This window comes from Haloarcula marina, assembly GCF_024218775.1.
GTDB lineage: Archaea > Halobacteriota > Halobacteria > Halobacteriales > Haloarculaceae > Haloarcula > Haloarcula marina.
This window is the reverse complement of sequence record NZ_CP100404.1, coordinates 1284298-1307159: the sequence shown is the minus strand read 5'-3', so window position 1 is coordinate 1307159 and position 22862 is coordinate 1284298. Positions and strand designations below refer to the sequence as shown.

The window sequence follows — 22862 nt, the reverse complement described above, 5'->3', positions numbered from 1 at the left end:
CGGTGCGGTAACAGGGACGCTGTGCGGTCGCGGGCACCGATACCGTCCCGAACTCGCGGTATCGCCCACGTGTTTGGCCCGCAGTCGAGCGTTCGTCTGTGGCGAGCGCGAACCCGACAGGAAAGAAGAAGGCCTAGTAGAACTCGCGAACGAGGTCCATCGCGCCCTCGGGCGCGCCGTCGGGGATGTCGTTCATCGGGGCCTCGATGCCTTCACGTTCCTCGAAGGGGACGGAGTCCTCGTCCTGATAGAGGACGCCCATGTACTCCTTGTCGCTCTCGAGTATCTTGTCCTTGGCCTGGTCGCGGTTCTGCGCGTCGTGGTCCGTTTCGTCCAAGTCGACGATAGTGTCGCGGAAGTAGTCGTACGTGTCGACGTCGTTGAACGTGACACAGGGCGAGTAGACGTTGACGAAGCCGAAGCCGTCGTGTTCGATGGCCTGCTGGACGATTTCAGCGTGGCGCTGAGAGTTCGAACTGAACGACTGCGCGATGAATGTCGCACCGGCCGCGAGCGCCAGCGCCTTCGGGTTGACCGGCGGTTGGCCGGGACCTTCGGGGGTCGTCGCCGTCTCGAAGTCCTGCCGCGAGGTGGGCGAGGCCTGCCCCTTGGTGAGGCCGTAGATGCGGTTGTCCATGACGACGTAGCTCATGTCGACGTTCCGGCGGACGGCGTGGATGAAGTGGCCCGCACCGATGGAGTAGCCGTCGCCGTCGCCGCCGGCGACCATCACTTCGAGTTCGGGGTTCGCCATCTTCACGCCGATGCCGACCGGCAGGGCGCGGCCGTGGACGCCGTGCAGCGCGTAGCTGTGCATGTACGTCCCGATTTTGCCGGAACAGCCGATACCGGCGACCACGAACGTGTTGTCGGGGTCGTTGCCCGTCTCGGCCAGCGCTTTCATCATGCCGTTCATCGTCCCGAAGTCGCCGCATCCGGGACACCACGTCGGTTGCTTGTCGGATTTGAAGTCTGTGAATCGGACGTCTGAGCTCATTCTGCTTCGACCTCCTGTGTGCCCGCGTCGCCAGCGAGCGTCTGTTTGATTTCGTCTGCCAGTTCGTCTGCCTTGAATCGCACGCCGGTGTACTTGTTGATGCGCTCGACGCGTTCGAGGACGTCGTGTTCGATGACGTCGGCGAACTGGCCGGTGGCGTTACACTCGACGACGATGACGTCGTCGGCGGATTCGACTTCCTCGGTGAGGTCCGGCCGCGGGAAGATGTAGGGAACGGAGATGAACCGAACGTCGTGACCGTCCTCGTCGAGGAACCCGAGGGCTTCTCGCATCGCGCCCTCGTTCGACCCCCACGAGATGACCAGCGTGTCCGCGTCGGCGTCGCCGAACTCGCGGTAGTCGAAGTCCTCCTCCTCTTTGGCCGTCTCGACCTTCCGCTGGCGCTTGTCGACCTGTTCGACGCGGACCTCGGTGTCCTCGGTCCGGCGACCGAGTTCGTCGTGTTCGAGGCCGGTCGTCATGTGCGCGCCGTCGGTGGTGCCGGGGAAGGCGCGCGGCGAGATGCCGTCTGCGGCCGGGAAGTGCGCCTGGAAGCGCCCCTTCTCGTCCAGCCACGCGTCGATGTCGTTCTCGTCGACGACTTTGCCGCGCTCGATTTCGACCTCGTCCATGTCGAAGGTCTCGGGCGAGAACGTCTGTTCCGTGACCGCGAGCGCGAGGTCGGAGACGAGATATACCGGCGTCTGGTACTTCTCGGCGAGGTTGAACGCCTCGACGGTCTTCCAGAAGCACTCGGAGATGGTCGTCGGCGCAAGGACGAACCGCGGAATCTCGCCGTGACCGCCGTACAGCGTCATGTTCAGGTCGCCCTGTTCCTGCTTGGTCGGCATCCCCGTCGAGGGGCCCGAGCGCATCACGTCACAGATGACCAGCGGCGTCTCGCTGGTCGCGACGAGGCCGAACGTCTCGGTCATCAGGTCGATACCCGGGCCGGAGGTGGCGGTCATCGACCGCGCACCGGCGCGGGCCGCGCCCAGCGCCATGTTGATGGCCGCGAGTTCGTCCTCGGCCTGTACGACTTTGCCGCCGAACTGGTCGACGCGCCCGGTCATGTACTCCATCACGTCCGTCGCCGGGGTGATGGGGTAGCCAGCGTAGAAGCGACAGCCACCGGCGATAGCGCCCATCCCGATGGCCTCGTCGCCGTTCAGAAGGACGTAGTCGGCGTCGGTGGTTTCCAGTTCGTAGCCGAACTCCTCGTCGTACTCCTCGCGGACGTAGTCCCGGCCTTTGCGGGCGGCCTTCTTGTTGTTCTCGACGATGGCCTCGCCCTTGTCGCCGAAGCGCTTCTGGAGGCTCTCGTCTAAGTTCTCGATGGGGAAGTTCGTCACTTCACAGGCCGCACCGAGGGCGACGACGTTGAGCATGATGGCCCCACCGGCGTCCTCGGCGAGACGCTTCAACGGGACTTCCAGGGCGGTAGCGTCGCCGGGCACCTCGACGTCCTGCATCGTGGTGCGCTCGCCGTCGTAGATGATGACCGAGTCGTCGTGCAGTTCGTCCTCGTTCTCGTGGATGGTCCGCTCGGTCAGGGCGATGAGGATGTCGAGGCGGTCGACGACGCTCTCGACGCGGTCGACCGCGGTTCGGACCTTGTACGCGGTGTACCCGCCACGGATTCGAGAGGCGAAGTCCTTCGAGGTGAAGACGTGTCGACCGGCCCGGGAGAGTGCCTGCGCAAAGATTTTCCCGGTCGAGTCGATACCATCGCCGGCTTCCCCGCCGATGGCCCAATTGAGGTCGTCTGGCATACTATCTCACGGGTAGCCTGCGGGGTAGGAAAAGGCTTCTGTATGCGCCCGCGCGCGAGGAACTCGGAATCGAAACAATATGTGCAACAGGCGGCAGAATCAACCGAAATCCCCTTGGCTGGCCCCCGCTACGTCCGCCACATGGACGAACGTTCACTCACCGTCGCAGACGTTCGGTCGGTCGGGCCGAACGCCATCGCTATCGACATCGAGACGCCGCCAGAATTCGACGCCCAACCCGGTCAGTTCGTCAAACTCACGCTCGCCGTCGACGGCGAGGACGAATCACGCTTCTACACCATCTCCTCGCCCGACGTGACCGACGAGTTCGAGATTACCGTCGGCATCGACCCAGACGGCGAAGTCGCGCCTCACTTGGCCGACCTCGAAGCGGGTGACACGGTCCGCATCGCCGGTCCCTTCGGGTCGGACTTCTACGAGGGCGAAGCACGGGCGGTACTCCTCGCTGGCGGCCCCGGCATCGGTCCGGCCGTCGGCATCGCAGAGCGCGCGCTGGCCGACGGGAACGACGCCGCCGTCGTCTATCAGGACGACGACCCGATTCACGAGGACCGACTGGCCGCGCTCGAAGCAGACGGCGCGTTCGTCGCCGTCCTCGACGGGGACGACGGCCTGACCGACGCCGTCGCCGACGCCACCGCCGATGGCGGTCAGGTGTTCATCTACGGCTTCGCCGACTTCTTGGACGACGCGACGGCCGCGCTGGAGGCCGCCGGTGTGGACGCCGACGACGCGAAGGTGGAAAACTTCGGCTGAACCGCTTTGTTCGTCGGGTTCGCGCGGAGCGCGAATCATTTCTGGAAAGGCGTTCGTGAAAACGACCGAACTCCGGCGTCGTCGCGAGTTCGGGACGTATCGGAGTGTGCGACCGCAGAGCAAACCACGGAACTGCGAGGTCGATACCAGTCAATCGACTACTCCCGGGACCGGCGCGTCGTCAGCGTCTCGGGAACCAGTCGCCTGAGTTCGAACGACACATCCTCGACTGGCCGGTCGAAGATGTCGACGGCGGGGATGTCGACGTTCTCCAGTCCCGCGAGCGACCGGTCGGCGACGTCTTCGATGCGGACGGGTTCCAGTCGACCCGACGCGACGACGCTCCGGTACCCCTCGCCCGACCGGTCGTAGGTGACAAACGTCACCGGTCTGCCGTCGGTGGCGCGGTCGCTGGTCGGCCGGGTCGCCAACCGGAAGTAGAACGTCGTCTCGCCGGGGTCGTACCCGTACGACACCGGGACGGCATCGGGCGGGCCGTCACCGGACGCACTGAACGCGAGGACGCCCGTCCCGCCGACGCCGAGGAAGGTGTCGCGTTCGTCGCCCGTCATTTCCACTGCGCTCGTGTCACTCATACGTAATTTGTGGCGAGCCGCGGTAATAAATGTCGAGACGGCGATGGAACCGTAACAAAACCTATTACCGACGGTTGCCAAGCAATCCCATGCGTGAGGCAAGTCGGACGACGCGCCAACGCATCGCCGATAGATTACGCGACGAGACGATGGCGGCGGGGACAATCGCGAACACGTTCGAGATACGCACGAGCAGCGCGCTCAGCCACGTGGAACACATCGCGAAATCGCTGGACGCCACCGACGAACAACTGCTCGTCGCGCCGCCCGAGTGCGAGAAGTGCGGGTTCACGGACTTCGACGACCTGACGAACCGGCCGAGTCGATGCCCGGAGTGCAAATCTGAGAGCGTCGCCGAACCCGCCTATCGAATCGCTTGAGCGGGGGTGCGGTCGACGCTACTGCCCCGAAAAGCCGATGCGTCCGCCCGAGGAGAGGTCGTGGTCGCCCGACGAGCCCTGCTGTTCGAACTCGTAGCGGTCGTCGGTCAGGTACACCGCGCCGTCCTCGACGGTGACGGCGACTTCCTCCAGCACCGCGCCCTCGCAGGGGCCGAACGTGCAGGTGCCGGTATCCGACTCGAACGTCGCCCCGTGTTTCTCACAGACGAGTTCGTCTTCGCGCATCGTCGCGCCGCTTCCCTTGTCCAACCGGATGTCTCGCCAGTGAGGGCAGTAGTTCTCGAAGGCGACGACGCCGTCGGTGAGGCGCACGAGGATGGCTTCCTCGGTGTCGAACCCGTCGCGGACCGTGAACAGAAAACTCCCGTCCTCGGGGACCTCGTCGACCGCCACAATCCTGCTGTCCTCGTCCATGTTGACTCGAGATATGTGACTGGCCCGCTTCAATTCCTCGGTCGGAAACTCTCCATTCAATAAACGTTTATTCACGCGTCGGACCAACTCCGTGGTATGGACGAGGTCGTCATCTACGGGTCGTACGGGTACACGGGAGAACTGGTCGCCGAGGAAGCCGTCGACCGCGGATTGAACCCTGTGCTGGCCGGGCGCAACCGGCGGACAATCGAACGACAGGCGACCGAGTTGGGGTGTAACTACGAGGTGGTCGGCCTCGACGAACCACGGGCACTCGACGCGATGCTCGCCGACGCGACAGCAGTCCTCCACTGCGCCGGTCCCTTCTCGCGGACGTGGGAACCGATGGTCGACGCCTGCCTCCGAACCGGGACGCACTACCTCGACATCACCGGGGAACTCGGCGTCTTCGAGGCCATCCACGACCGGGACAGCGAGGCGGACGAGGCGGGGGTGATGCTGTTGCCCGGCGTCGGGTTCGACGTGGTTCCGACCGACTGTCTGGGCGCGCACCTCCACGAACGACTGCCTGAAGCCGACACGCTGGAACTGGCCTTCCACGCCGAGATGGGGGCTTCGACGGGAACGGCGAAGACGCTGGTCGAACACATCGACGAGGGCGGGGCCGTCCGGCGCGACGGCCGAATCCGGCAGGTCGGCGTCGCCCACGAATCCCGAACAATCGACTTCGGGTGGGGACACGACGGCCGCCACGCCGCGAGCATCCCGTGGGGTGACGTGGCGACGGCGTACTACACGACCGGCATCCCGAACGTCACCGTCTACATGTCGATGCCACCGAGCGCCGTGCGGCAGACGCGACTCGCCGGAACCCTGTCGCCGGTCCTCGGCCTCCCCCCGGTGAAGGCGGGCCTCCAGTGGCTCATCGAACAGACGACCGACGGCCCGGACGCCGACGAACGGGCCAGCGGCGAGAGCCTCGTGTGGGGCGAGGCACGCGCCGCGGGCGGCGACCGCGTCATCAGCCGACTTCGCGGCCCGCACACGTACACGCTGACCGTCGAAACCGCCATGGCGACCGTCGAGCGCGTCCTCGACGGGAACGTCCACACCGGCTATCAGACGCCCGCCGGTGCGTACGGTCCGGACCTGATTCTCGACATCGACGGGGTGGAGCGCGAAGACGTACTCTGAGTGCCGACGCGTCGAGAACGCGGTTGGACGGCGTCGAACGCGGCGTCCGCAGGAGCGCCCCACGACCCGTGTCGCGCGAGTCGCTGAGTGCGGTCGAACAGCCACCGAGATATTGAGAGAGAATAGCACACAATACCAGTCAGCAACGCTACCACAATCCCACAGACTCGAACACCTGACCGGGAGAGCGCCGCGAAGGAGGCCTGCATCGAGCGCATATTGAAAAGTTTGATTGAATTTTTCAGTCTAGTTTTCGAATATATTACAAACCAATAACATCCTTATCTTTAATGTTATGTAGTAATTCTTCATGGATGTAGGCATGGCAGCGCAGACCACACGGCACGCGGTAAACGATCACGGAAATACAGACAGATGACAGGATTCAACGCAGGGAGAAGCGGTGGCTTCTCTCGACGCGACGTACTCAAAGGCATGGGCGCGCTCGGCGCAGCGGCGACGGGTGCATCACTCGCGAGCGGTGGGGCCGAGGCGGTCGGTTCGAGCGCGGTGTATCAGTACTACCACACCGACTGGAACCAGGTCAAAAGCGACCTCTCGACGATTGCCGACCAAGGCTACGACGCGATTCAGGTGCCGCCAGCGCAGTACAGTCGGCTGGACCGGAGCCATCAGCAAGGCGTGACAGACCCGCCGCTGGGGTATCAGCCGGTCGACTTGAAGAACTTCAACAGCGTCTTCGGCACCGAGTCGGAGTACGAGGACATGGTGGCCGAGGCTCACGCACAGGGCCTCGATGTCATCGCCGACGCCGTCATCAATCACATGGCGGCGAACGACGACTTCCGCGGCGCGCCCGGCATCTCCTTCGCGGACCTGCCGTACTTCAGCGAACAGGACTTCCATCCCGAGTCCTCCATCGACTATTCGGACCCCGAATCGGTCGAGGACGGGTGGCTCGTCGGCCTGAAAGACCTCAAACAGGAGTCGTCGTACGTCCGCGGCCAACTGAAAGACTACGTCGAGAAGTACGCGGGACTCGGTGTCGACGGCGTTCGGTGGGACGCCGCGAAACACGTCCCCGAGTGGTTCTTCAGCGACTACGCGAACCAGTGGGCCGACGACCTCGGCCTCTACAAGGTCGGTGAAGTCCTGCAAGGCGACGTGAACTACTGTCAGGGCTACGCGAACACGGGCATGTCCGTCACGGACTACGCCCTCTACTACACGATGAAGGAGGACGTGTTCCACCAGAACGGCGACATGAACGCCCTCGACGGGGCCGGACTGGTCAACCAGTCGCCGTTCCAGTCGCTCACCTTCGTCTCGAACCACGACAGCGGCCCGCCGCAGTACGAGAAACTCGCGTACGCGTACATCCTCACCTACGAGGGATACCCGCGCGTCTACAGCAACCGCATCGGCGTCAGCGACGGTGACATCCGCAACCTGCTGTGGATAAAGAACAACCTCGCAGGCGGCGCGGCCTACACCCGCCACGTCGACCAGAACCTCTACATTTACGAGCGGCAGAACAACCTGCTCGTCGGCCTGAATCGGTCCGACTCGTGGCAGGGCAAGTGGGTCTACACGTCGTGGACCAACCAGACGCTCAACGACTACAGCGGCAACGCCGGTGACGTGACCACGAACGGGGACAACTGGGTCGAAGTGTGGGTCCCGCCCCAGAGTTGGGTCTGTTACGCACCGTAGTAAACTGTCAGCACGGGTTGCATCGTCCTACTTTTTTGCCGGTCTCTCCGCCAGAGCGACTGGCTCAGTAGTGTTCGGTCTCGATTCGCTCGTCGTACAGGCGCTGGAGCAGTTTCGTCATCGGACCGGCACCCACGTCGATGCCGTCGACGGTCCCTATCGGGCGAATCTCCCACGTCGAGTTCGTCAGGAACGCCTCGTCGGCGTCCCGAATCGCGTCCAACGAGTACGCCCCCGTCTCGACGGGGAATCCCTCTTCCTGGGCAAGTTCGACCACGACTTCTCGGGTGATGCCCGGAAGCAGGTCCAACCCCTCGCTCGGCGTCCGGAGCGCGTTGTCGGAGACGAAGAAGACGTTGCTCGTCGCGCCCTCGACGACGTTGCCGTCTACGTCCCGCATGAGACACTCGTCGGCGGCGTCGCCGTCGACGGCCGCCCGTCGGAGTTCGAGTCGCCCGAGGATGCCGTTGAGGTAGTTGTGGGTCTTCGCGTCCGCCGGGACTGCCTCGCTCGGAATCCGACGAGTCCGGACCGTCTGCACGTCGGCGGGGCCGTCCCAGACTCGCTCGCCGTCCCGGCCGCCGCGCGGGAGTTCTTTCACGACGACGACTACCGTGGGGTCCACCTCGGCCCCGGGGGTGAGTTTCCCCGGTTGGACGCCGCGAGTGACCGAGACTTTGCAGTACGCCTCGGTGAGGTCGTTCGCGTCGAGCGTCTCGTCGACTCGTTCGCGCAGGTCGTCCGGAATCGCCTCGCCGAACCCCAGCGTCTCGGCGCTCCGCTGGAGGCGGGCGCGGTGGGCGTCCCACGCAAACGGGTCGCCGCCGTATACCCGCAGGGTCTCGAACACGCCGTCACCGTAGGCGAACCCGCGGTCAAGCACCGACACCGTCGCCTCGGATTCGGGTACGAGGTCGCCGTTTACGTGGTAGTGCATGTGTGACAGAAGTTCTCGACCATCCGTTTCCCGTGGTCGGTCAGGATGCTTTCAGGGTGGAACTGGACGCCGACGTGGGGGAGTTCGCGGTGGCGGACGCCCATGACGATGCTCTCCTCGCCGCCGTCGTCCTCCACGGTGTAGGCCGTCTCCTCCAGCACGTCCGGCAGGTCGTCGCGGCGAACCGCGAGCGAGTGATACCGGCCGACTTTCACGGGGTCGGGCACGCCCTCGAAGATGCCCTCGCCGTCGTGGGTCACGAACGAGGACTTGCCGTGGACGACGGCCTCGGCGTGGCCCACGGTCGACCCGTTGGCGGCACACAGCGCCTGATGGCCGAGACAGACGCCGAGCGTCGGATACCGGAGTTCCGCGAACGTCGGCATCGAGATACCGGCGGCTTCGGGAGTCCCCGGTCCCGGCGAGACGACGATGCCGTCCGGAGCGAGGTCGTGAATCTCGTCGACGGTGACGGCGTCGTTGCGCCGAACGAGCACGTCGTCCTCCGTGCCGTCCAGTCGCAGTAGCACCTCGCCGACGTACTGGACGAGGTTGTACGCGAACGAGTCGTAGTTGTCGACGACGAGAATTGTCGGGGCGAGCGAGTCGCTGGGCGGTGCGCCGCGACCCCGCTGGTGGCTCGAATCGCTCATCGGGACCCCCCCACCGAGAGGTTCGCCCGACGACCCAGCGCCTCGTCGACGGCGGTGACGAGCGCCCGGCCCTTGTCCAGCGTCTCGTCGTACTCGCTGTCCGGGTCCGAGTCGTGGACGATGCCCGCGCCGACCCGGAGGTGGTACTCGTCGGCGTACCGGACTAGCGTGCGGATGACGATGTTCAGCGTCGCCCGGCCGTCGAATCCGAAGATACCGATAGAACCGGTGTACGGGCCGCGGCGGGTCCGTTCGACCTCGTCGATTATCTCCATCGTCCGCGGCTTGGGCGCGCCCGTGATGGTCCCGCCGGGGAACACCGCCGCGATTGCGTCTTCGAGGGTCGCCCGCTCTCGGAGTCGGCCTTCGACTTCCGAGACGAGGTGCATCACCGCCGAGTAGCGGTCGACGCGCCGGTAGTCGGTCACCTCGACGCTCCCGAATCGGCTGACCTTCCCGAGGTCGTTTCGTTCGAGGTCGACGAGCATCGCGTGTTCGGCCCGCTCTTTCTCGTCGTCGAGCAGGTCGGCCTCCAGTTCCTCGTCGGCCGCAGTCGTCTCTCCGCGCGGTCGGGTCCCCGCGATAGGTTCGGTGACGAGGCGGTCGCCGTCCCGATGGAGGAGGAGTTCCGGGCTGGCGCTGACCAAATCGACGCCGGGAAACTCCACGAGCGCCGAGTACGGTGCTGGGTTGACCGTCCGAAGCGCGTCGAACGCTTCGACCGGATGGACCGCGGCGGGCGCGGTGAGTCGCTGGGAGACGTTCGCCTGAAACGTATCGCCGTCGCGGATGTACTGTTTGACCGCTCGCACCCGCTCGGCGAAGGCGTCGCGGGTGCAGTCGCTCTCGAAGGCAGCGGAGTCGGTGTCGACCGCTGGCGGGCCGACGCTCGGGTCGCCGTCGACGGCCACGCGGGCGAGTTCGAGGGCGTGTTCGCGGCCGAACTCGTAGGCCAGCCCCGCGGTGTCGAACTCGTCGAGTCGCGGGCAGGCGGTAATCGTGAGTTCGACGGGGCCGTCACCGCGGGGTTCCTCCCACGCCGCGACGCGGTCGTACGTGGCGACCTGCAACCGCGGGAGGGCGCGGTCGGCGACTGCGTGCTCGGGCAGGTCTTCCAGTTCCCGGGCGATGTCGTAGGAGAGCCAGCCGATTGCGCCGCAGGGGTACGGGACCGAACAGTCCCCGCGAACGAGCGTCTCCCCGTCTAAGACGGCAGCGAGTCGAGGCAGCGAATCGCCATCCCCGGGATTCACCTCGCAGAAATCGGCTGGCGTCGTCGCGAAGTAGCCCCACCCGGACTGTCCGCCGGTCGTGCCGAGGTACACGCCACCAACGTCGTCGCGCGCCCGTCGGTAGGCGTCGAACGGGTCGTCGACGGTCACGCGGACGGCCACCGGCACGCGGGCTGTCGGCGGCGCGTCCGCCGCGAGTCGCTCGAAAGCGTCGCGGCCAGTCTTCACCGTTGGCATTACCGAGAGAAAGCAGACGGGAGTGTAATTCCCTTGCGGTTCGGGCAGTCAGTAGTCCTGTGCGCGTTCTATCCACCCGGCGACGCGGCTCTCCGAGAGGTCAGTCTCGGCCGCGATGTCGGCGGCGTCGGCCGCGGCGAGGTCGCCGACCGACTCGATGTCGAGGCCCGACAGTCGCTCGGCGTAGGCCGGACCGATACCCTTGATTTCGGTGACGGGCAGGGAACTCCCGTCGTCGGGTTCGGCCTCGGGGACCGTCGCGTCGGCGGCCGCCGCTTCCGACTCTTCCTCGGTCCCTTCCGGTATCTCGTCCTCGATTAGGTCCGCGTCCACGTCCTCCTCGGCCGCGTCCTCGGATTCCTCGGCGGCATCGCTCTCGCTGTCCGCCGAACTGTCGGCGTCAGTCTCGGTCTCGGTCTCGCTCTTGGTCTCGGTCCCTGTCTCGGATTCGGTCTCTGTCCCGGTCCCAGTGTCGGCCGCAGAGTCCGCAGTCGTCGCTGTCTCAGTCCCTTTGACCGCATCTTCGGATTCGGTAGATGGCTCTCGCTCGACGGTGACGTCGACATCTCCGGAAGAGCGCCTCCCGGAAGACTCCGAGCCGTCGAGCCCGAGCGCAGACTTTAGCTTCTGAAGTAGACCCATACGCGGGCTTACAGCCCCCCGACACTAATCTCTTGCTGGTACGTTATCGGTCACAAACCGGCACGGAGCGCCGCGTTCATCGAATCCACGGGCGCGTCTTCGCCCGTCCATCGTTCGAACGCCTCGACTCCCTGATACAGTAACATCCACGCGCCGTCGACGGTCGTCGCCCCCGCCGCGGCGGCGTCCCGGAGCAGTCGCGTCTCGATGGGCGAGTACACCGCGTCGAGGACGGCGAGGTCGCCGTGGAGCGCCTCGGCCGGAACCGGCGTCGCGTCCTCGTCCATCCCGACGCTCGTGCAGTTGACCAGCACGTCGGCGTCGGCCAGTAGTTCCGCGAGTTCGTCGAGGCCGTGCCCGCTCGCCTCGGGTACGTCGGCCGCGAGGTCGACGGCCTTCGATTCGGTCCGGTTGGCGATGCGGACCGCCATCCCTTCGTCGGCAAGTCCGAACGCGACGGCGCGACCGGCCCCGCCCGCGCCGACGACGACCGTCGTCCCGGATAGCTCGACGCCGTGGTGGTCGAGGGCGCGGACTGCCCCGACGGCGTCAGTGTTGTAGCCCCGCGGCGTCTCACCGGAGAAATCGACGGTGTTGACCGCGCCGATGCGCTGGGCCAACGGGTCCGGGTCGACGGCCGCGAGGACGTCCTGTTTGAACGGGATGGTGACGTTCAGACCCGCAACGCCAAGTTTTTCGGCCGCTTCGACGGCCGCCGCGCCCTCGTCTGCGGGCGGTTCGAAGGTGACGTACTTCGCGTCGATACCGAGCGCCTCGTACCCTGCCTCGTGCATCGGCGGCGACAGCGAGTGGCCGACCGGATTCCCGATGAGACCGTAGACGTTCATACTCGCGCCAGCGCGCGGGAGAGTTATGAACGCCACGCTATCCGGGCGGTCGGCGGTCCTTTCGCAAGCTTTTCACTCCGACCTCTGCTGTGCTCTGCTAGTGAGTCGTCTACGTCATCCACTCGTTCAGGTCGGCCTTGCCGTCCTGTTGACCGCTGGCTGGGTCGTCGCGGGTCTCCTCGGCGTCGGTATGGACATCCTCACGACCGTCGCGGTGAGCGGGCTCGCCGTCCTCGGCGCGTCGTTTCTCCTCGCGTGGGGCGCGGAGACTGCCGAGAAAGACGTACCGCGGGCGTTCGCCATCGCGGTCCTCGCCGTGTTGGCCGTCGCGCCGGAGTACGCCGTCGACGCGCTGTTCGCGTGGAACGCCGGGGCTGGCGGGGCGACTATCGAGGCCTGTAGCCAACTGTCCGCAGCGGCCATCGAAGCGGGCGAAACGCCGTTGGCGGAGGCCTGTCACGACGCCAACCTCGCCATCGCCAACATGACCGGTGCGAACCGCATCCTCATCGGCATCGGCTGGGCCGGTATCGCCGTGTTCACCATCCTCCGGGCCGCCTCGACCAACGACCCCGCAGTCGAGTCACGCGACGGATTGCTGGCCGACGTAGTCACCCTCGACAAAGACATCGCGACCGAAATCGCGTTCCTGCTCGCCGCGACGGCGTGGGCCTTCGCCGTGCCACTCGGCGGCGGTATCGGCGCGCTGGACACGCTGTTCCTCGTCGGTCTCTACGTCACCTACATCGGCCTCGTCCTCAAGTCAGATATCGAGGAGTCCGACCACACCGTGGGCGTCCCGCTGTACTTCCAGCAGTGGTCCCTCCCCTGGCGGCCCATCGCCGTCCTCGCGCTCTTCGGGTACTCGGGCGCGATGATTTTCACGGCCGTCGAACCGTTCGCGCACGGACTGGAGGAAATCGGCCTGCAAATCGGCGTCCCCTCCTTCTTCATGATTCAGTGGATTGCGCCGCTGGCGAGCGAGTCGCCCGAACTCATCGTCGTCGCCGTCCTCGTCAATAAGGCTCGCTCGACGGCCGGGTTCAACGCGCTCATCTCTTCGAAACTGAACCAGTGGACGCTCCTCATCGGGACAATCGCCGTCATCTACTCCCTCGCGCTGGGCCGGTACGGCGTCCTCCCCTTTGACTCCCGACAGTCGGCGGAGATATGGATTACCGCCGGACAGTCCTTCTTCGCGTTAGCGATTCTCTGTAACTTCGAAATCTCCGTTCGCGAGGCCATCGTGCTGTTCAGTCTGTTCATCTCGCAGGTGCTGATAGAGTTCGCGCTCATCCAGGACCTGCTGGTGTTGCCCATCACGAGCCACGACCTGTTGCTCGTCTACACGGGCCTGTACGTCGTCGCCGGAGTCGTCCTGTTCGCCGTCCGGTGGCGGTCGGCGAAACTGCTCGTCGGACTGGCCGCCGACGCGTTCCGGAGCGCGATGGGGAACGAACCGGTCCACCCCGAACGGGCCGACTGATGCTCGCTATCGTCGTCTCGCGCGCGGACGAAGCCTCCGTCCACGTCGGCGACCACCTCCGAGAACTCGCCGATTGGACGACGGTCGAGGACGAAACACGACCTGACGACGAGGGTGGCGGCACAGTGTACCGGACCGACGGCGCGGAACTCCGCGAGTTCGACGCGCTCCATCTGGACATCGACGACGCCGCGGCCGCCTTCGGCGACCCGGAGTGTCTCGTCTTCGCCTCGCGCCACGCCGGTGACACCGGGAAACTGCTGACTGCCCACCACACCGGGAACTTCGGCGCGGCCGAGTACGGCGGCGAGTCCGGTCGCTTCGCGCGTGCCTGCCCGAACGCTCACCGGGAAGTCGTCGACGCGCTGACCGAGTTCGCGCCGGACGACTACGAGGTCGGCATGGAGTGTACGCACCACGGACCGACTGAAGTCGGCGCTCCCTCGATGTTCGTCGAAGTGGGGAGCGCCGAGGCGCAGTGGCGCGACCCCGAAGCGGCCCGAGCGGTGGCACGGGCCGTCCTCGCGCTCCGCGACGCGACGGCCGACGCCCTGACCGAGAACGGCACTCGACGCCACCTCGTCGGCTTCGGCGGCGGTCACTACGCGCCCCGCTTCGAGCGCGTGGTCCGCGAGACGGACTGGGCAGTCGGCCACATCGCCGCCGAGTGGTGTCTCGACGCCCTCGACGAGTGGGCCGACAGCGACGAGGCCCGAGCGGCCACCGTCGACCGCGCATTCGAGGCCAGCGCCGCCGACTACGCGCTCCTCGAAGCCGACCATCCGGAACTGGTCGAGACTATCGAGTCGCTTGGCTATCGGGTCGTCGACGAGACGTTCGTCAGGGAGACGACGGGCGTTCCGCTGGGGCTGGTCTCGGCGCTCGAAGACGCCGTCGGGGCCGTCGCCGAGGGCCTGCGCTTTGGCGACCCGGCCGCCGACGACCCCGAGTGGCGCGTCGCCGAGATTCCCGAGGACTTGCTCGCGGAAGCGCGGGGCATCGACGCCGAGACGGTGCGGTCGTGGCTCGAACGCGACGCCGTGGCGTTCGGCACCGAACAGAACGGGACCGTCGTCGCCGGACCGGTCGTGCTGTCCGCCGAGCAGTCACGGGACGCCGCGGTGTCGATGCTGGCCGACGTGCTTCGGCAGCGCTACGACAGCGTCGTGCGCGAAGACGGTGCGCTGGTCGCCCGCGAACAGCGGTTCGATCCGGAGCGCGCGCGGACCCTCGGCGTCCCGGAAGGACCGAAGTTCGGCAAGCTGTCGGCAGGGCAACCAGTCGAAGTCGACGGAGACGAGATACCGCCGGAGAGCGTTCAGAGAGAACGTATACGTCAATTTACGTTGTAGTAAACCGGCGTTTCATTGCCCGAAACACCCCGAGAAATCGTCAGACGCGTGTCAGACGCAGGGGGAAAACTAATGAGTGTTCGTACGCAACGGGGATTTAAATATGGACTCGATTATCGACGACGCCATCGACGAAGCCGAAGAGGAGCACGATGCATCCTCGGACGCCGAGTCGGCAGCGGAGACGACGCCGAGCAGAGAGGACATGTCCACCTCCGGGCAGATGACCGACGAGGAACTCGCGAGCGTCGTCAAAGACCTCGAAACGAAGATTACCGTCGTCGGGTGTGGCGGGGCCGGTGGGAACACCGTCACCCGGATGATGGAAGAGGGTATCCACGGCGCGAAACTCGTCGCCGCCAACACCGACGCCCAGCACCTCGCGGACGAGGTGAAAGCCGACACGAAGATACTCATCGGCCGGAAGCGCACCGGCGGCCGCGGCGCTGGCTCGGTCCCGAAAATCGGCGAGGAAGCCGCCCAAGAGGACATCGAGGACATCCAGCAGTCCATCAGCGGGTCCGACATGGTGTTCGTCACCGCCGGTCTCGGCGGCGGGACCGGCACAGGCTCTGCCCCCGTCGTCGCACAGGCCGCCCAAGAGGCCGGTGCGCTCACTATCTCTATCGTCACGATTCCGTTCACCGCGGAGGGCGAACGCCGCCGCGCCAACGCCGACGCCGGTCTGGAACGTCTGCGCGCCGTCTCCGACACCGTCATCGTCGTCCCGAACGACCGCCTGCTTGACTACGCGCCGTCGATGCCCCTCCAGGACGCCTTCAAAATCTGTGACCGCGTCCTCATGCGCTCGGTGAAGGGGATGACCGAACTCATCACCAAGCCCGGTCTGGTCAACGTCGACTTCGCCGACGTTCGCACCATCATGGAGAACGGCGGCGTCGCGATGATCGGCCTCGGCGAGTCCGACTCCGAGAACAAGGCCCAAGACTCCATCCGCTCCGCGCTCCGCTCGCCGCTGCTGGACGTGGAGTTCGACGGCGCGAACTCCGCGCTGGTCAACGTCGTCGGCGGTCCGGACATGTCCATCGAGGAAGCCGAAGGCGTCGTCGAGGAGATTTACGACCGCATCGACCCCGACGCCCGCATCATCTGGGGGGCGTCTATCAACAACGAGTTCGAGGGGAAGATGGAGACGATGATAGTCGTCACCGGCGTCGAGAGTCCGCAGATTTACGGCAAGAGCGAGGCCGAACAGGAACGGGCCGCCCAGCAGTTGGGCGACGACATCGACTACGTCGACTGAGTCCGCAGTTCCTCACCGTCTCGGATTTTCCGTCGCACCCGCGTCGGTACCGACTGGTCTGTCCGGTGGGCGCGACGACCCTGCGGTCCGCTCACACCGCGGACGGCGACCACAATATAGAAAAGCCATCGGTGGATACGACCCGCTATGGACGTTCCCTACGACCTCACCTCCTACGTGCGCGTGCTCAAGTTGGCGAGCACCCCGTCGTGGGAGGAGTTCTCGCAAATCGCAAAGATAGCCGGTGCGGGCATCGTGCTCGTCGGCCTCATCGGGTTCATCATCTTCGCCATCATGACCTTCGTCCCTGGCAGCAAGCCGGTGTAAACAGATGGGTATCTACGCAGTCAAGACCACGGCGAGTCAGGAACGCACCGTCGCGGACATGATTATCAACCGCGAGGAACCGGACATCCACGCGGCGCTGGCCCCGGACTCGCTGACGAGTTACGTCATGGTCGAGGCCGACGACCACGCCGTGTTCGACCGCATCTTGGACGAGATTCCCCACGCCAACGGCGTCGTGCAAGGCGAGTCCTCCATCGCGGAAGTCGAGCACTTCCTCTCGCCGAAACCGGACGTGGAGGGCATCGCCGAGGGGGACATCGTCGAACTCATCGCCGGGCCGTTCAAAGGCGAGAAGGCCCAGGTCCAGCGCATCGACGAGGGCAAAGACCAGGTCACCGTCGAACTGTACGAGGCGACGGTCCCGATTCCGGTCACCGTGCGCGGCGACCAGATTCGCGTGCTGGACAGTGAGGAGCGCTGAACGCGCTCCACAAGCAATCGGCACGGCCTCGTCGCGCCGAATATAACGAGAAACAGAGAGCGAAGCAAGCCGTGAGACGGCAGGCGGCGGTGAGCGAACGCCCGGTGGCGTCACCGTCGGTCACTGAACGATTCCGGTTTTCGAGTCCCATTCGCATAGCGTCTGCTCTGGGCGCGTACCGAAGGGAGACGACAGACAGGGTGACCTACCTTACCCTTCCAGTCGCTCGATGACTTCGTTCATGTCGGCGGCGGCCTCGACTGACTCTTTGATGTTCTCGCGGCGACGGACCTCGGCGGCGGAGGCGTCGTAGGCGCGGACGTACTCGGCGCGTGAGTGTTCGTCGAAGGCGTGTTTGATGGCGAAATAGCCGTCGGGGACGACGGTCCCGCACACCTTACACGAGATGCGGTCGTGTTCGGTCGACTGGTGGACGATGAGGTCCTCGACGTGGTCGAACTGGCTGTCGTCCCCCTCGATGGCGCACTCCCAGCGTGGCATTGCTGAGAGGCAGGCCGCCCTCGGATAAAAGCGTTCGCCACGGCCAGGGTCGCTTCCGCGAATAGAAACCTCTAATGGGTACACCGGGATAACGAAACGCGTGACGAGTGAGGGGTACGCCGTCGACCTGCACGTGAAGATACTGAACGAGCAGGTCGTCCAACGAGCGAAAGCCCGCGGCCTCGACGCCCTCGTGTACGCGCCGCACTTCATTCGGTTGCCGAACATCAGGGCGCGGGCCGAGCGGTTCTCCGACGAAGAGTTGCAGATTTACCCGGCCCGCGAACTGTTCACGGGGACGTGGCAGCGCCGTCGGCACCTCCTCGCCGTCGGCCTCAACGAGCAGGTACCGGACTTTCTCACCCTCGACGGGACGATGGCGGAACTCCAGCGACAGGACGCGGCGGTGCTGGTTCCCCATCCCGGATTCCTGAGCGTCAGCCTCGGTATCGAGGAGATACGGACCCACGCGAACAACATCGACGCGGTGGAGGCGTACAATCCCAAATACCTGCCCCACCACGAACGGCGGGCGCGCCACATCGCCAGCGAGACGGGCCTGCCGACGTTCGGGTCCTCCTACGCGCATCTGACCCGCACCGTCGGCGAGGTGTGGACCGAATTCGAGGAACCGCTGGCTGACGAGGCGGCCCTCGTCGAGGCGTTGCAGTCCGGCGCACCTCGGCGGGTCGTCCACCGTGACGGACCGAGTCACGCGCTCCGGCGGGCGCTGGAGTTCGCGCACCTCGGTTACGAGAACAGTTGGGAGAAGTTCGACCGCGTGATGTTACAGGGCACCGCGCCGACCCATCCGGACCACGTCGCCTACGACGGGCAGTTCGACGACGTGAAGGTGTACTAAACGACGAGCGTGGTGTTTTCCGCGAGCATCTGCGTCATCTCCGGCGGGAGGTACTGCGGGAGGACGTGGACGATAGCCGCGATAGCCGCGAGTTCGACGATAGTGATAGCGACGGTGACTATCTCGGCACGGTCGCTGGAGGTCGTGACGCCGAACGGGAAGCCGTACTCCGTATCGGACAGCGGGTAGAACAGCGCGATGCCGCGTCTGGACCCGAGATAGTCGAGTACGTAGTGGGTCAGCACCCCGAGCCACACCCACTGGAGGTTGCCCCCGTGGTAGATGGGGTGGGCGAGGAAGATGATGAGAACGGGGAGGTTGTGGAGCGTCTTCCGGTGTTTGCCGAAGGCGGTGTCCACGTCGGGGAACAGCGCTCCGAGGACGACTGGGAGGAACACCTCGGCGATGGTCGCGAACGTCGAGACGTCGCCCGACGGGTCGAGGACGTACCCCAACCCGATGCTCAGCAACACCGCGTTCAGCACGTGGCCGCGTTTGTTCATCTATCCCGCCCGAGTACCGCGCGACCGAAAGGCTTTGCTACTGGTCCTGTGCGGCCGTCAACAGGTCCGTCAGCGCCTGCTCGGCGAACTGCGCTTTCACCGCGGTCCGACTCCCGTCGAACTCGTAGCGCGCGACGGCACACTCGGAGTCGCCGGACTCCCACGGCGCGGCGTAGGCGACGCCGACGTAGACGGTTCCGACCGGTTTCTCGGGCGTGCCTCCGCTCGGTCCAGCGATACCCGTCGTCGCGAGGCCCCAGTCCGTTCCGGCGGTATCGCGGATGCCGCGGGCCATCTCGCGCGCGACGGGTTCGGAGACGGCCCCGTGAGCGTCCAGCGCCTCCCGAGAGACGGCCAAGAGGTCCTGTTTGGCCGCGTAGGAGTAGGTGACCACCGAGCGGTCGAAATAGTCGCTCGACCCCGGCACGTCTGTCAGTCGGGACCCAACGAGGCCGCCCGTGCAGGACTCGGCGACGGCGACAGTCTCGCCGCGTTCCCGCAGTACGTCGCCGACCCGTTCCTCGACGGGTCGGTCGGTGTCGCTCATACCCCCGCGTTGGACGCGGGAGCGAATAAGGGTTCAGCCGTCGGCCCGGAACCTTTCAGTATGGAACGACGACGTGTCGTATGTCCTACCAGACGACGGTCGGATGGTCGCTCTTGTCCTCGGGAATCGTGACGCTCCTGCTCGGCTTCCTCCCCGGGTCAGACTTCCTCTGGGGCGGCCTGCTCCTCGTGTTGGGCGTCGTGACGCTGTACGTTCGGCAGTGAGCACGCAGACACAACGGAAAGACACAGGATGGCCGCGTCCGCAGAGCGCGTATGGACTACGAGACGCCCCAGTTCTTCCGGGTCATGCAGTACGCGGCGGAGGCAGACCGGGACGTCGTCGACATGGTCTCGGGCAACCCCGACTGGGACCCGCCCGAGGGGCTTCGGGACGCGCTTCGAGACTACGCCGAGGCTGGCGTCGACGAGTATCAGTACGCCCCCAGTCCCGGGCTGACGGAACTCCGTGAGGAGATAGCGGCCCGGCGCGGCGTCGACCGGGACCGCGTCGTCGTCACCAACGGGGCTGGCGGGGCGAACCACCTCGCCATGACCGGCGGACTCGACCACTTTCCGGGCGAGGAAGTCCTGCTCACCGACCCCGTGTACCCCTACTACGCCGGGCGCGTCAACTTCGTCGGGGCCGAGATGTCGTTCGTCCCCGTCGACGACGACGGGCGACTCGACCCGGCGGCCGTGCGCGCGGCCGCCAGCGAGGACACCGCCGTCATCGTCGTCAACTCGCCGAACAACCCGACGGGCGCAGTCTACGACGCCGACGCGATGAGAGCGTTCGTCGACATCGCCGAGGCCAACGACGCCCTGCTGGTCAGCGACGAGGTGTACGACCACTTCGACTACGCCGGGCGGTTCGCGTCGGCGCTCCGCTTCGACTCGCCGAACGTCGTCGCCACCAACTCCTTCTCGAAGTCGATGGCGATTACCGGGTTCCGCGTCGGCTACGCCGTGTTCCCGCCCGCGGACGGCCCGCACGGCGAACTGCTGGACCGCGCGCAGACGCGGCACATGCTCACGAACGTCTCAGGGAGTCGCCCCGCACAGTACGCCGTCCTCCGCGCCTTGCAGACGACCAGCCCCGACTACTACGCCGCCAGCCGTCGCCGTCTGCAACGGCGCATCGATACCTTCTGTGACGCGCTTGCGGATGTTGGTGCAGAGTACAACCGCCCCGACGGCGGCTTCTACGTCATGGCCCGATTCCCCGGCTTTCCGGGGAGTTTCGAGAACGTCTTCGAACTCGTCGACGAAGGGGGCGTCGCGGGGATGCCGGGTGCGGCGTTCGGCGACTCGCGCGCCGACTGGATACGGTTCGCGATGATGACCGACCGCGTCGAGACAGCCACGGCGCGACTGGCGGACTTCTTCGACTGAGACGGAACACGGCTACACCGCTTCGACGCGCCGGAACAGCGCCGCACCGAGCGCCACCGTCACGACGGCCGCGACGACCATCGCCCCGAGGTCCAAGACGAGCGCTCGCTCGGAGTAGCCGACCAACGCCCCTCGCAAGCCGTCGACGCCGTAGGTGAGGGGGTTGAGGTAGCCGACGACCTGAATCGGGAGCGGCAGGTTCGACAACGGGTAGAACGCCCCGGAGAGGAACGCCAGCGGAAACAGCGCGAAGTTGATGATGAGGTTGTACCCCTGCGTGTCCTTGAACTGCGAAGCCATCGCCAACCCGAGACCGATGAACGTCGCCGCGATGAGGACGAGAAAGACGACGGCGAGGGCGACGCCGACCAGCGACCGCGGACGGAAGCCCAGCGGCACGGCGAGCGCGAGGATGAGCAGCGCCTGCAACATCGTCGTCGTCGCGCCGCCAGCGATGCGCCCGACGACGACGGCCGTCCGACTCACCGGCGCGACCAGAATCTCCTTCAGGAAGCCGACTTCGCGGTCAGAGAGGACGGCCAGGCCCGTGAACGACGCCGAGAACAGCATCGTGAACCCGAGGATGCCGGGGACGAGGTAGTCCAGATACGACAGCGACGACGGGATGGACCCGAATCGGGCGTCGCTGAACCCGAACCCGAAGAACACGAGGATGAAGAACGGTCCCAACAGGAGGCCGACGACGCGGCTCTTGGCCCGCCAGAACCGCACGAGGTCGCGCTTCCAGAGGCCGTAGACGGCCACCGCCTCGCGAGTGAGACGGGCGGACGAATCCGTCATCGTTCCTCCCCGTCGCTCTTGCCGCTTCGACCGTCGCCGTCTGCTCTCGCAGAGGCCTTCTGTGGTGTCTCCCCCATCTCGGCCTCCGCCTCGTCGACGGTCCGGCCCGTCAGCGAGAGGAACACACGTTCCAGCGTTGGCCGGTCGACGGAGACGGTCTGTACGCCCGCTACCTCGCTGGCCGCGGTGACAAGCGCCGCGACCCGGTGTTCGCCGTCGTCGACGCCCACGTCCACGCCGTCCGCTGTGGTCGTCACGGACCGGACCCACGGTTCGTCGCCGACGGCGCGCGTGACGGCCGCCGGGTCGTCCGTCCCGAGACGGACCACGTCCCCGCCGAGGCCGTGTTTCAGCGCGTCGGGCGTATCGAGGGCGACCACGTTCCCGTCGTCGACGATGGCGACCCGGTCACAGAGCGCGTCGGCTTCCTCCATGTAGTGGGTCGTCAGGACGACGGTGACGCCCGCTTCGCGGTTCAGACGGGCAATGTACTCCCGGACGGTCTTGCGCGTGCCCGCGTCCAGTCCGACGGTCGGTTCGTCCAGAAAGAGGACCGACGGTTCGTGGAGCAGACCGCGCGCGAGTTCGAGACGGCGGGCCATGCCCCCCGAATACTCGCCGGCCGGTTTGTTGGCATCGTCGGCGAGGTCCACGAGGTCCAGCACCGCCCGCATCCGCGCCGTGCGCTCGGCTCTCCGAATCCCGTACAGACGGGCGTGAAAGCGGAGGTTCTCGACGCCGGTGAGTTCCTCGTCGAGCGCCGGTTCCTGAAACACGACGCCGATGCTCCCGCGCACGCCGCCGGGGTCGGTGCGCACGTCGTGGCCCGCGACGCGGGCGGTCCCCTCGCTGGGTCGGAGGAGGGTACACAGCGTGTTGACGAGCGTCGACTTGCCCGCGCCGTTGGGGCCGAGCAAGCCGAGAATCTCGCCCTCGGCCACGGAAAAGGAAACGTCGTCGACAGCGACGAGGTCGCCGTAGCGCCGCGTCAGTCCGTCGACTTCGATGGCTGCCATTGCCGTCTCGACGGGCCGGACGGGCTTGAGGG

General features: G+C 66.1%; 26 protein-coding genes. 12 read left to right on the top strand and 14 right to left on the bottom strand.

Features of this window, described 5'->3' with window-relative positions; genetic code table 11:
• Positions 1–133: 133 nt before the first annotated feature.
• Together NJQ44_RS06805 and NJQ44_RS06800 are read right to left on the bottom strand one after the other, a co-directional pair.
• On the bottom strand, positions 134–997 hold the full coding sequence (locus NJQ44_RS06805; protein ID WP_254273930.1) for a 2-oxoacid:ferredoxin oxidoreductase subunit beta: 864 nt from the start codon (positions 995–997) through the stop codon (positions 134–136).
• Positions 994–2769, bottom strand: coding sequence for a 2-oxoacid:acceptor oxidoreductase subunit alpha (locus tag NJQ44_RS06800; RefSeq protein WP_254273929.1), 1776 nt, complete (start codon positions 2767–2769; stop codon positions 994–996). The genes NJQ44_RS06805 and NJQ44_RS06800 overlap by 4 nt, the downstream gene beginning before the upstream one ends.
• A 141-nt stretch (positions 2770–2910) precedes the next feature.
• Here NJQ44_RS06800 and NJQ44_RS06795 point away from each other — a divergent pair, with 141 nt between their 5' ends.
• On the top strand, positions 2911–3546 hold the full coding sequence (locus NJQ44_RS06795) for an FAD-dependent oxidoreductase (protein WP_254273928.1): 636 nt from the start codon (positions 2911–2913) through the stop codon (positions 3544–3546).
• Between the two features lie 158 nt (positions 3547–3704).
• On the opposite strand, the gene NJQ44_RS06790 is transcribed toward NJQ44_RS06795, so the two are convergent.
• Positions 3705–4142: a pyridoxamine 5'-phosphate oxidase family protein gene (locus NJQ44_RS06790; RefSeq protein ID WP_254273927.1), complete on the bottom strand. Its 438-nt coding sequence runs from the start codon at positions 4140–4142 to the stop codon at positions 3705–3707.
• Between the two features lie 89 nt (positions 4143–4231).
• Here NJQ44_RS06790 and NJQ44_RS06785 point away from each other — a divergent pair, with 89 nt between their 5' ends.
• Positions 4232–4522, top strand: coding sequence for a transcriptional regulator (locus NJQ44_RS06785; RefSeq protein WP_254273926.1), 291 nt, complete (start codon positions 4232–4234; stop codon positions 4520–4522).
• 18 nt (positions 4523–4540) lie between these two features.
• On the opposite strand, the gene NJQ44_RS06780 is transcribed toward NJQ44_RS06785, so the two are convergent.
• Complete coding sequence (locus tag NJQ44_RS06780; protein WP_254273925.1) at positions 4541–4957, bottom strand: Rieske (2Fe-2S) protein; 417 nt, start codon at positions 4955–4957, stop codon at positions 4541–4543.
• Positions 4958–5053: 96 nt separating this feature from the next.
• Here NJQ44_RS06780 and NJQ44_RS06775 point away from each other — a divergent pair, with 96 nt between their 5' ends.
• Both NJQ44_RS06775 and NJQ44_RS06770 read left to right on the top strand, forming a co-directional pair.
• Positions 5054–6112: a saccharopine dehydrogenase family protein gene (locus NJQ44_RS06775; protein ID WP_254273924.1), complete on the top strand. Its 1059-nt coding sequence runs from the start codon at positions 5054–5056 to the stop codon at positions 6110–6112.
• Between the two features lie 375 nt (positions 6113–6487).
• A complete protein-coding gene (locus NJQ44_RS06770) occupies positions 6488–7786 on the top strand; it encodes an alpha-amylase domain-containing protein (RefSeq protein WP_254273923.1) in 1299 nt (432 codons plus the stop codon).
• 64 nt (positions 7787–7850) lie between these two features.
• Here NJQ44_RS06770 and NJQ44_RS06765 read toward each other — a convergent pair whose 3' ends face one another.
• Genes NJQ44_RS06765 through NJQ44_RS06745 form a run of 5 tightly spaced genes read right to left on the bottom strand, consistent with a single transcriptional unit; the run spans position 7851 to position 12335 of the window.
• Positions 7851–8723, bottom strand: coding sequence for an aminotransferase class IV (locus NJQ44_RS06765; RefSeq protein ID WP_254273922.1), 873 nt, complete (start codon positions 8721–8723; stop codon positions 7851–7853).
• The gene (locus NJQ44_RS06760) at positions 8708–9376 is read right to left on the bottom strand and encodes an anthranilate synthase component II (protein WP_254273921.1); all 669 of its coding nucleotides are present in this window, start codon (positions 9374–9376) and stop codon (positions 8708–8710) included. Before NJQ44_RS06760 ends, NJQ44_RS06765 begins: the two co-directional genes overlap by 16 nt.
• Entirely contained in the window at positions 9373–10845 is a 1473-nt protein-coding gene (gene pabB / locus NJQ44_RS06755; RefSeq protein ID WP_254273920.1) for an aminodeoxychorismate synthase, component I, read from the bottom strand. Before pabB ends, NJQ44_RS06760 begins: the two co-directional genes overlap by 4 nt.
• A gap of 48 nt (positions 10846–10893) precedes the next feature.
• Entirely contained in the window at positions 10894–11487 is a 594-nt protein-coding gene (locus NJQ44_RS06750) for a helix-hairpin-helix domain-containing protein (RefSeq protein WP_254273919.1), read from the bottom strand.
• A 50-nt stretch (positions 11488–11537) separates the two neighbouring features.
• The gene (locus tag NJQ44_RS06745) at positions 11538–12335 is read right to left on the bottom strand and encodes a shikimate dehydrogenase (protein ID WP_254273918.1); all 798 of its coding nucleotides are present in this window, start codon (positions 12333–12335) and stop codon (positions 11538–11540) included.
• A gap of 100 nt (positions 12336–12435) precedes the next feature.
• Here NJQ44_RS06745 and NJQ44_RS06740 point away from each other — a divergent pair, with 100 nt between their 5' ends.
• The 5 genes from NJQ44_RS06740 to NJQ44_RS06720 all read left to right on the top strand — a co-directional run bounded on the left by NJQ44_RS06740 (position 12436) and on the right by NJQ44_RS06720 (position 17206).
• Positions 12436–13821, top strand: a complete 1386-nt coding sequence (locus tag NJQ44_RS06740; RefSeq protein ID WP_254273917.1) for a sodium:calcium antiporter — start codon at positions 12436–12438, stop codon at positions 13819–13821.
• On the top strand, positions 13821–15173 hold the full coding sequence (locus NJQ44_RS06735) for a D-aminoacyl-tRNA deacylase (protein ID WP_254273916.1): 1353 nt from the start codon (positions 13821–13823) through the stop codon (positions 15171–15173). The genes NJQ44_RS06740 and NJQ44_RS06735 overlap by 1 nt, the downstream gene beginning before the upstream one ends.
• A gap of 103 nt (positions 15174–15276) precedes the next feature.
• Positions 15277–16437 (top strand): cell division protein FtsZ, encoded by a 1161-nt coding sequence (gene ftsZ / locus NJQ44_RS06730; protein ID WP_254273915.1) that lies wholly within the window; start codon positions 15277–15279, stop codon positions 16435–16437.
• A gap of 147 nt (positions 16438–16584) precedes the next feature.
• Positions 16585–16764, top strand: coding sequence for a protein translocase SEC61 complex subunit gamma (locus NJQ44_RS06725; RefSeq protein WP_254273914.1), 180 nt, complete (start codon positions 16585–16587; stop codon positions 16762–16764).
• A gap of 4 nt (positions 16765–16768) precedes the next feature.
• Positions 16769–17206, top strand: coding sequence for a transcription elongation factor Spt5 (locus NJQ44_RS06720; RefSeq protein ID WP_166969030.1), 438 nt, complete (start codon positions 16769–16771; stop codon positions 17204–17206).
• Between the two features lie 210 nt (positions 17207–17416).
• Here NJQ44_RS06720 and NJQ44_RS06715 read toward each other — a convergent pair whose 3' ends face one another.
• The gene (locus tag NJQ44_RS06715; protein ID WP_254273913.1) at positions 17417–17707 is read right to left on the bottom strand and encodes a DUF7565 family protein; all 291 of its coding nucleotides are present in this window, start codon (positions 17705–17707) and stop codon (positions 17417–17419) included.
• 100 nt (positions 17708–17807) lie between these two features.
• Between NJQ44_RS06715 and NJQ44_RS06710 the strand changes: the two genes are divergently transcribed.
• The gene (locus NJQ44_RS06710) at positions 17808–18569 is read left to right on the top strand and encodes a PHP-associated domain-containing protein (protein ID WP_254273912.1); all 762 of its coding nucleotides are present in this window, start codon (positions 17808–17810) and stop codon (positions 18567–18569) included.
• Here the strand turns inward: NJQ44_RS06710 and NJQ44_RS06705 are convergent.
• Both NJQ44_RS06705 and NJQ44_RS06700 read right to left on the bottom strand, forming a co-directional pair.
• On the bottom strand, positions 18566–19072 hold the full coding sequence (locus tag NJQ44_RS06705; protein WP_254273911.1) for a metal-dependent hydrolase: 507 nt from the start codon (positions 19070–19072) through the stop codon (positions 18566–18568). The two genes, NJQ44_RS06710 and NJQ44_RS06705, sit on opposite strands and share 4 nt — an antisense overlap.
• 37 nt (positions 19073–19109) lie before the next feature.
• Positions 19110–19619, bottom strand: coding sequence for a CinA family protein (locus tag NJQ44_RS06700; RefSeq protein WP_254273910.1), 510 nt, complete (start codon positions 19617–19619; stop codon positions 19110–19112).
• A gap of 80 nt (positions 19620–19699) precedes the next feature.
• Between NJQ44_RS06700 and NJQ44_RS06695 the strand changes: the two genes are divergently transcribed.
• Positions 19700–19843 (top strand): hypothetical protein, encoded by a 144-nt coding sequence (locus NJQ44_RS06695; protein ID WP_254273909.1) that lies wholly within the window; start codon positions 19700–19702, stop codon positions 19841–19843.
• A 51-nt stretch (positions 19844–19894) separates the two neighbouring features.
• Positions 19895–21013 (top strand): pyridoxal phosphate-dependent aminotransferase, encoded by a 1119-nt coding sequence (locus NJQ44_RS06690; protein WP_254273908.1) that lies wholly within the window; start codon positions 19895–19897, stop codon positions 21011–21013.
• Between the two features lie 12 nt (positions 21014–21025).
• Here NJQ44_RS06690 and NJQ44_RS06685 read toward each other — a convergent pair whose 3' ends face one another.
• A complete protein-coding gene (locus tag NJQ44_RS06685) occupies positions 21026–21814 on the bottom strand; it encodes an ABC transporter permease (protein ID WP_254273907.1) in 789 nt (262 codons plus the stop codon).
• The gene (locus tag NJQ44_RS06680) at positions 21811–22830 is read right to left on the bottom strand and encodes an ABC transporter ATP-binding protein (RefSeq protein ID WP_254273906.1); all 1020 of its coding nucleotides are present in this window, start codon (positions 22828–22830) and stop codon (positions 21811–21813) included. The genes NJQ44_RS06685 and NJQ44_RS06680 overlap by 4 nt, the downstream gene beginning before the upstream one ends.
• Positions 22831–22862 lie beyond the last annotated feature (32 nt).

What these genes read in the sequence shown, in the direction of transcription:
- NJQ44_RS06805 (WP_254273930.1), bottom strand. Translation starts at nt 997, where the DNA reads ATGAGCTCAGACGTCCGATTCACAGACTTCAAATCCGACAAGCAACCG.
- NJQ44_RS06800 (WP_254273929.1), bottom strand. Translation starts at nt 2,769, where the DNA reads ATGCCAGACGACCTCAATTGGGCCATCGGCGGGGAAGCCGGCGATGGT.
- NJQ44_RS06795 (WP_254273928.1), top strand. Translation starts at nt 2,911, where the DNA reads ATGGACGAACGTTCACTCACCGTCGCAGACGTTCGGTCGGTCGGGCCG.
- NJQ44_RS06790 (WP_254273927.1), bottom strand. Translation starts at nt 4,142, where the DNA reads ATGAGTGACACGAGCGCAGTGGAAATGACGGGCGACGAACGCGACACC.
- NJQ44_RS06785 (WP_254273926.1), top strand. Translation starts at nt 4,232, where the DNA reads ATGCGTGAGGCAAGTCGGACGACGCGCCAACGCATCGCCGATAGATTA.
- NJQ44_RS06780 (WP_254273925.1), bottom strand. Translation starts at nt 4,957, where the DNA reads ATGGACGAGGACAGCAGGATTGTGGCGGTCGACGAGGTCCCCGAGGAC.
- NJQ44_RS06775 (WP_254273924.1), top strand. Translation starts at nt 5,054, where the DNA reads ATGGACGAGGTCGTCATCTACGGGTCGTACGGGTACACGGGAGAACTG.
- NJQ44_RS06770 (WP_254273923.1), top strand. Translation starts at nt 6,488, where the DNA reads ATGACAGGATTCAACGCAGGGAGAAGCGGTGGCTTCTCTCGACGCGAC.
- NJQ44_RS06765 (WP_254273922.1), bottom strand. Translation starts at nt 8,723, where the DNA reads ATGCACTACCACGTAAACGGCGACCTCGTACCCGAATCCGAGGCGACG.
- NJQ44_RS06760 (WP_254273921.1), bottom strand. Translation starts at nt 9,376, where the DNA reads ATGAGCGATTCGAGCCACCAGCGGGGTCGCGGCGCACCGCCCAGCGAC.
- pabB (WP_254273920.1), bottom strand. Translation starts at nt 10,845, where the DNA reads ATGCCAACGGTGAAGACTGGCCGCGACGCTTTCGAGCGACTCGCGGCG.
- NJQ44_RS06750 (WP_254273919.1), bottom strand. Translation starts at nt 11,487, where the DNA reads ATGGGTCTACTTCAGAAGCTAAAGTCTGCGCTCGGGCTCGACGGCTCG.
- NJQ44_RS06745 (WP_254273918.1), bottom strand. Translation starts at nt 12,335, where the DNA reads ATGAACGTCTACGGTCTCATCGGGAATCCGGTCGGCCACTCGCTGTCG.
- NJQ44_RS06735 (WP_254273916.1), top strand. Translation starts at nt 13,821, where the DNA reads ATGCTCGCTATCGTCGTCTCGCGCGCGGACGAAGCCTCCGTCCACGTC.
- ftsZ (WP_254273915.1), top strand. Translation starts at nt 15,277, where the DNA reads ATGGACTCGATTATCGACGACGCCATCGACGAAGCCGAAGAGGAGCAC.
- NJQ44_RS06725 (WP_254273914.1), top strand. Translation starts at nt 16,585, where the DNA reads ATGGACGTTCCCTACGACCTCACCTCCTACGTGCGCGTGCTCAAGTTG.
- NJQ44_RS06720 (WP_166969030.1), top strand. Translation starts at nt 16,769, where the DNA reads ATGGGTATCTACGCAGTCAAGACCACGGCGAGTCAGGAACGCACCGTC.
- NJQ44_RS06715 (WP_254273913.1), bottom strand. Translation starts at nt 17,707, where the DNA reads ATGCCACGCTGGGAGTGCGCCATCGAGGGGGACGACAGCCAGTTCGAC.
- NJQ44_RS06705 (WP_254273911.1), bottom strand. Translation starts at nt 19,072, where the DNA reads ATGAACAAACGCGGCCACGTGCTGAACGCGGTGTTGCTGAGCATCGGG.
- NJQ44_RS06700 (WP_254273910.1), bottom strand. Translation starts at nt 19,619, where the DNA reads ATGAGCGACACCGACCGACCCGTCGAGGAACGGGTCGGCGACGTACTG.
- NJQ44_RS06695 (WP_254273909.1), top strand. Translation starts at nt 19,700, where the DNA reads ATGTCCTACCAGACGACGGTCGGATGGTCGCTCTTGTCCTCGGGAATC.
- NJQ44_RS06690 (WP_254273908.1), top strand. Translation starts at nt 19,895, where the DNA reads ATGGACTACGAGACGCCCCAGTTCTTCCGGGTCATGCAGTACGCGGCG.
- NJQ44_RS06685 (WP_254273907.1), bottom strand. Translation starts at nt 21,814, where the DNA reads ATGACGGATTCGTCCGCCCGTCTCACTCGCGAGGCGGTGGCCGTCTAC.
- NJQ44_RS06680 (WP_254273906.1), bottom strand. Translation starts at nt 22,830, where the DNA reads ATGGCAGCCATCGAAGTCGACGGACTGACGCGGCGCTACGGCGACCTC.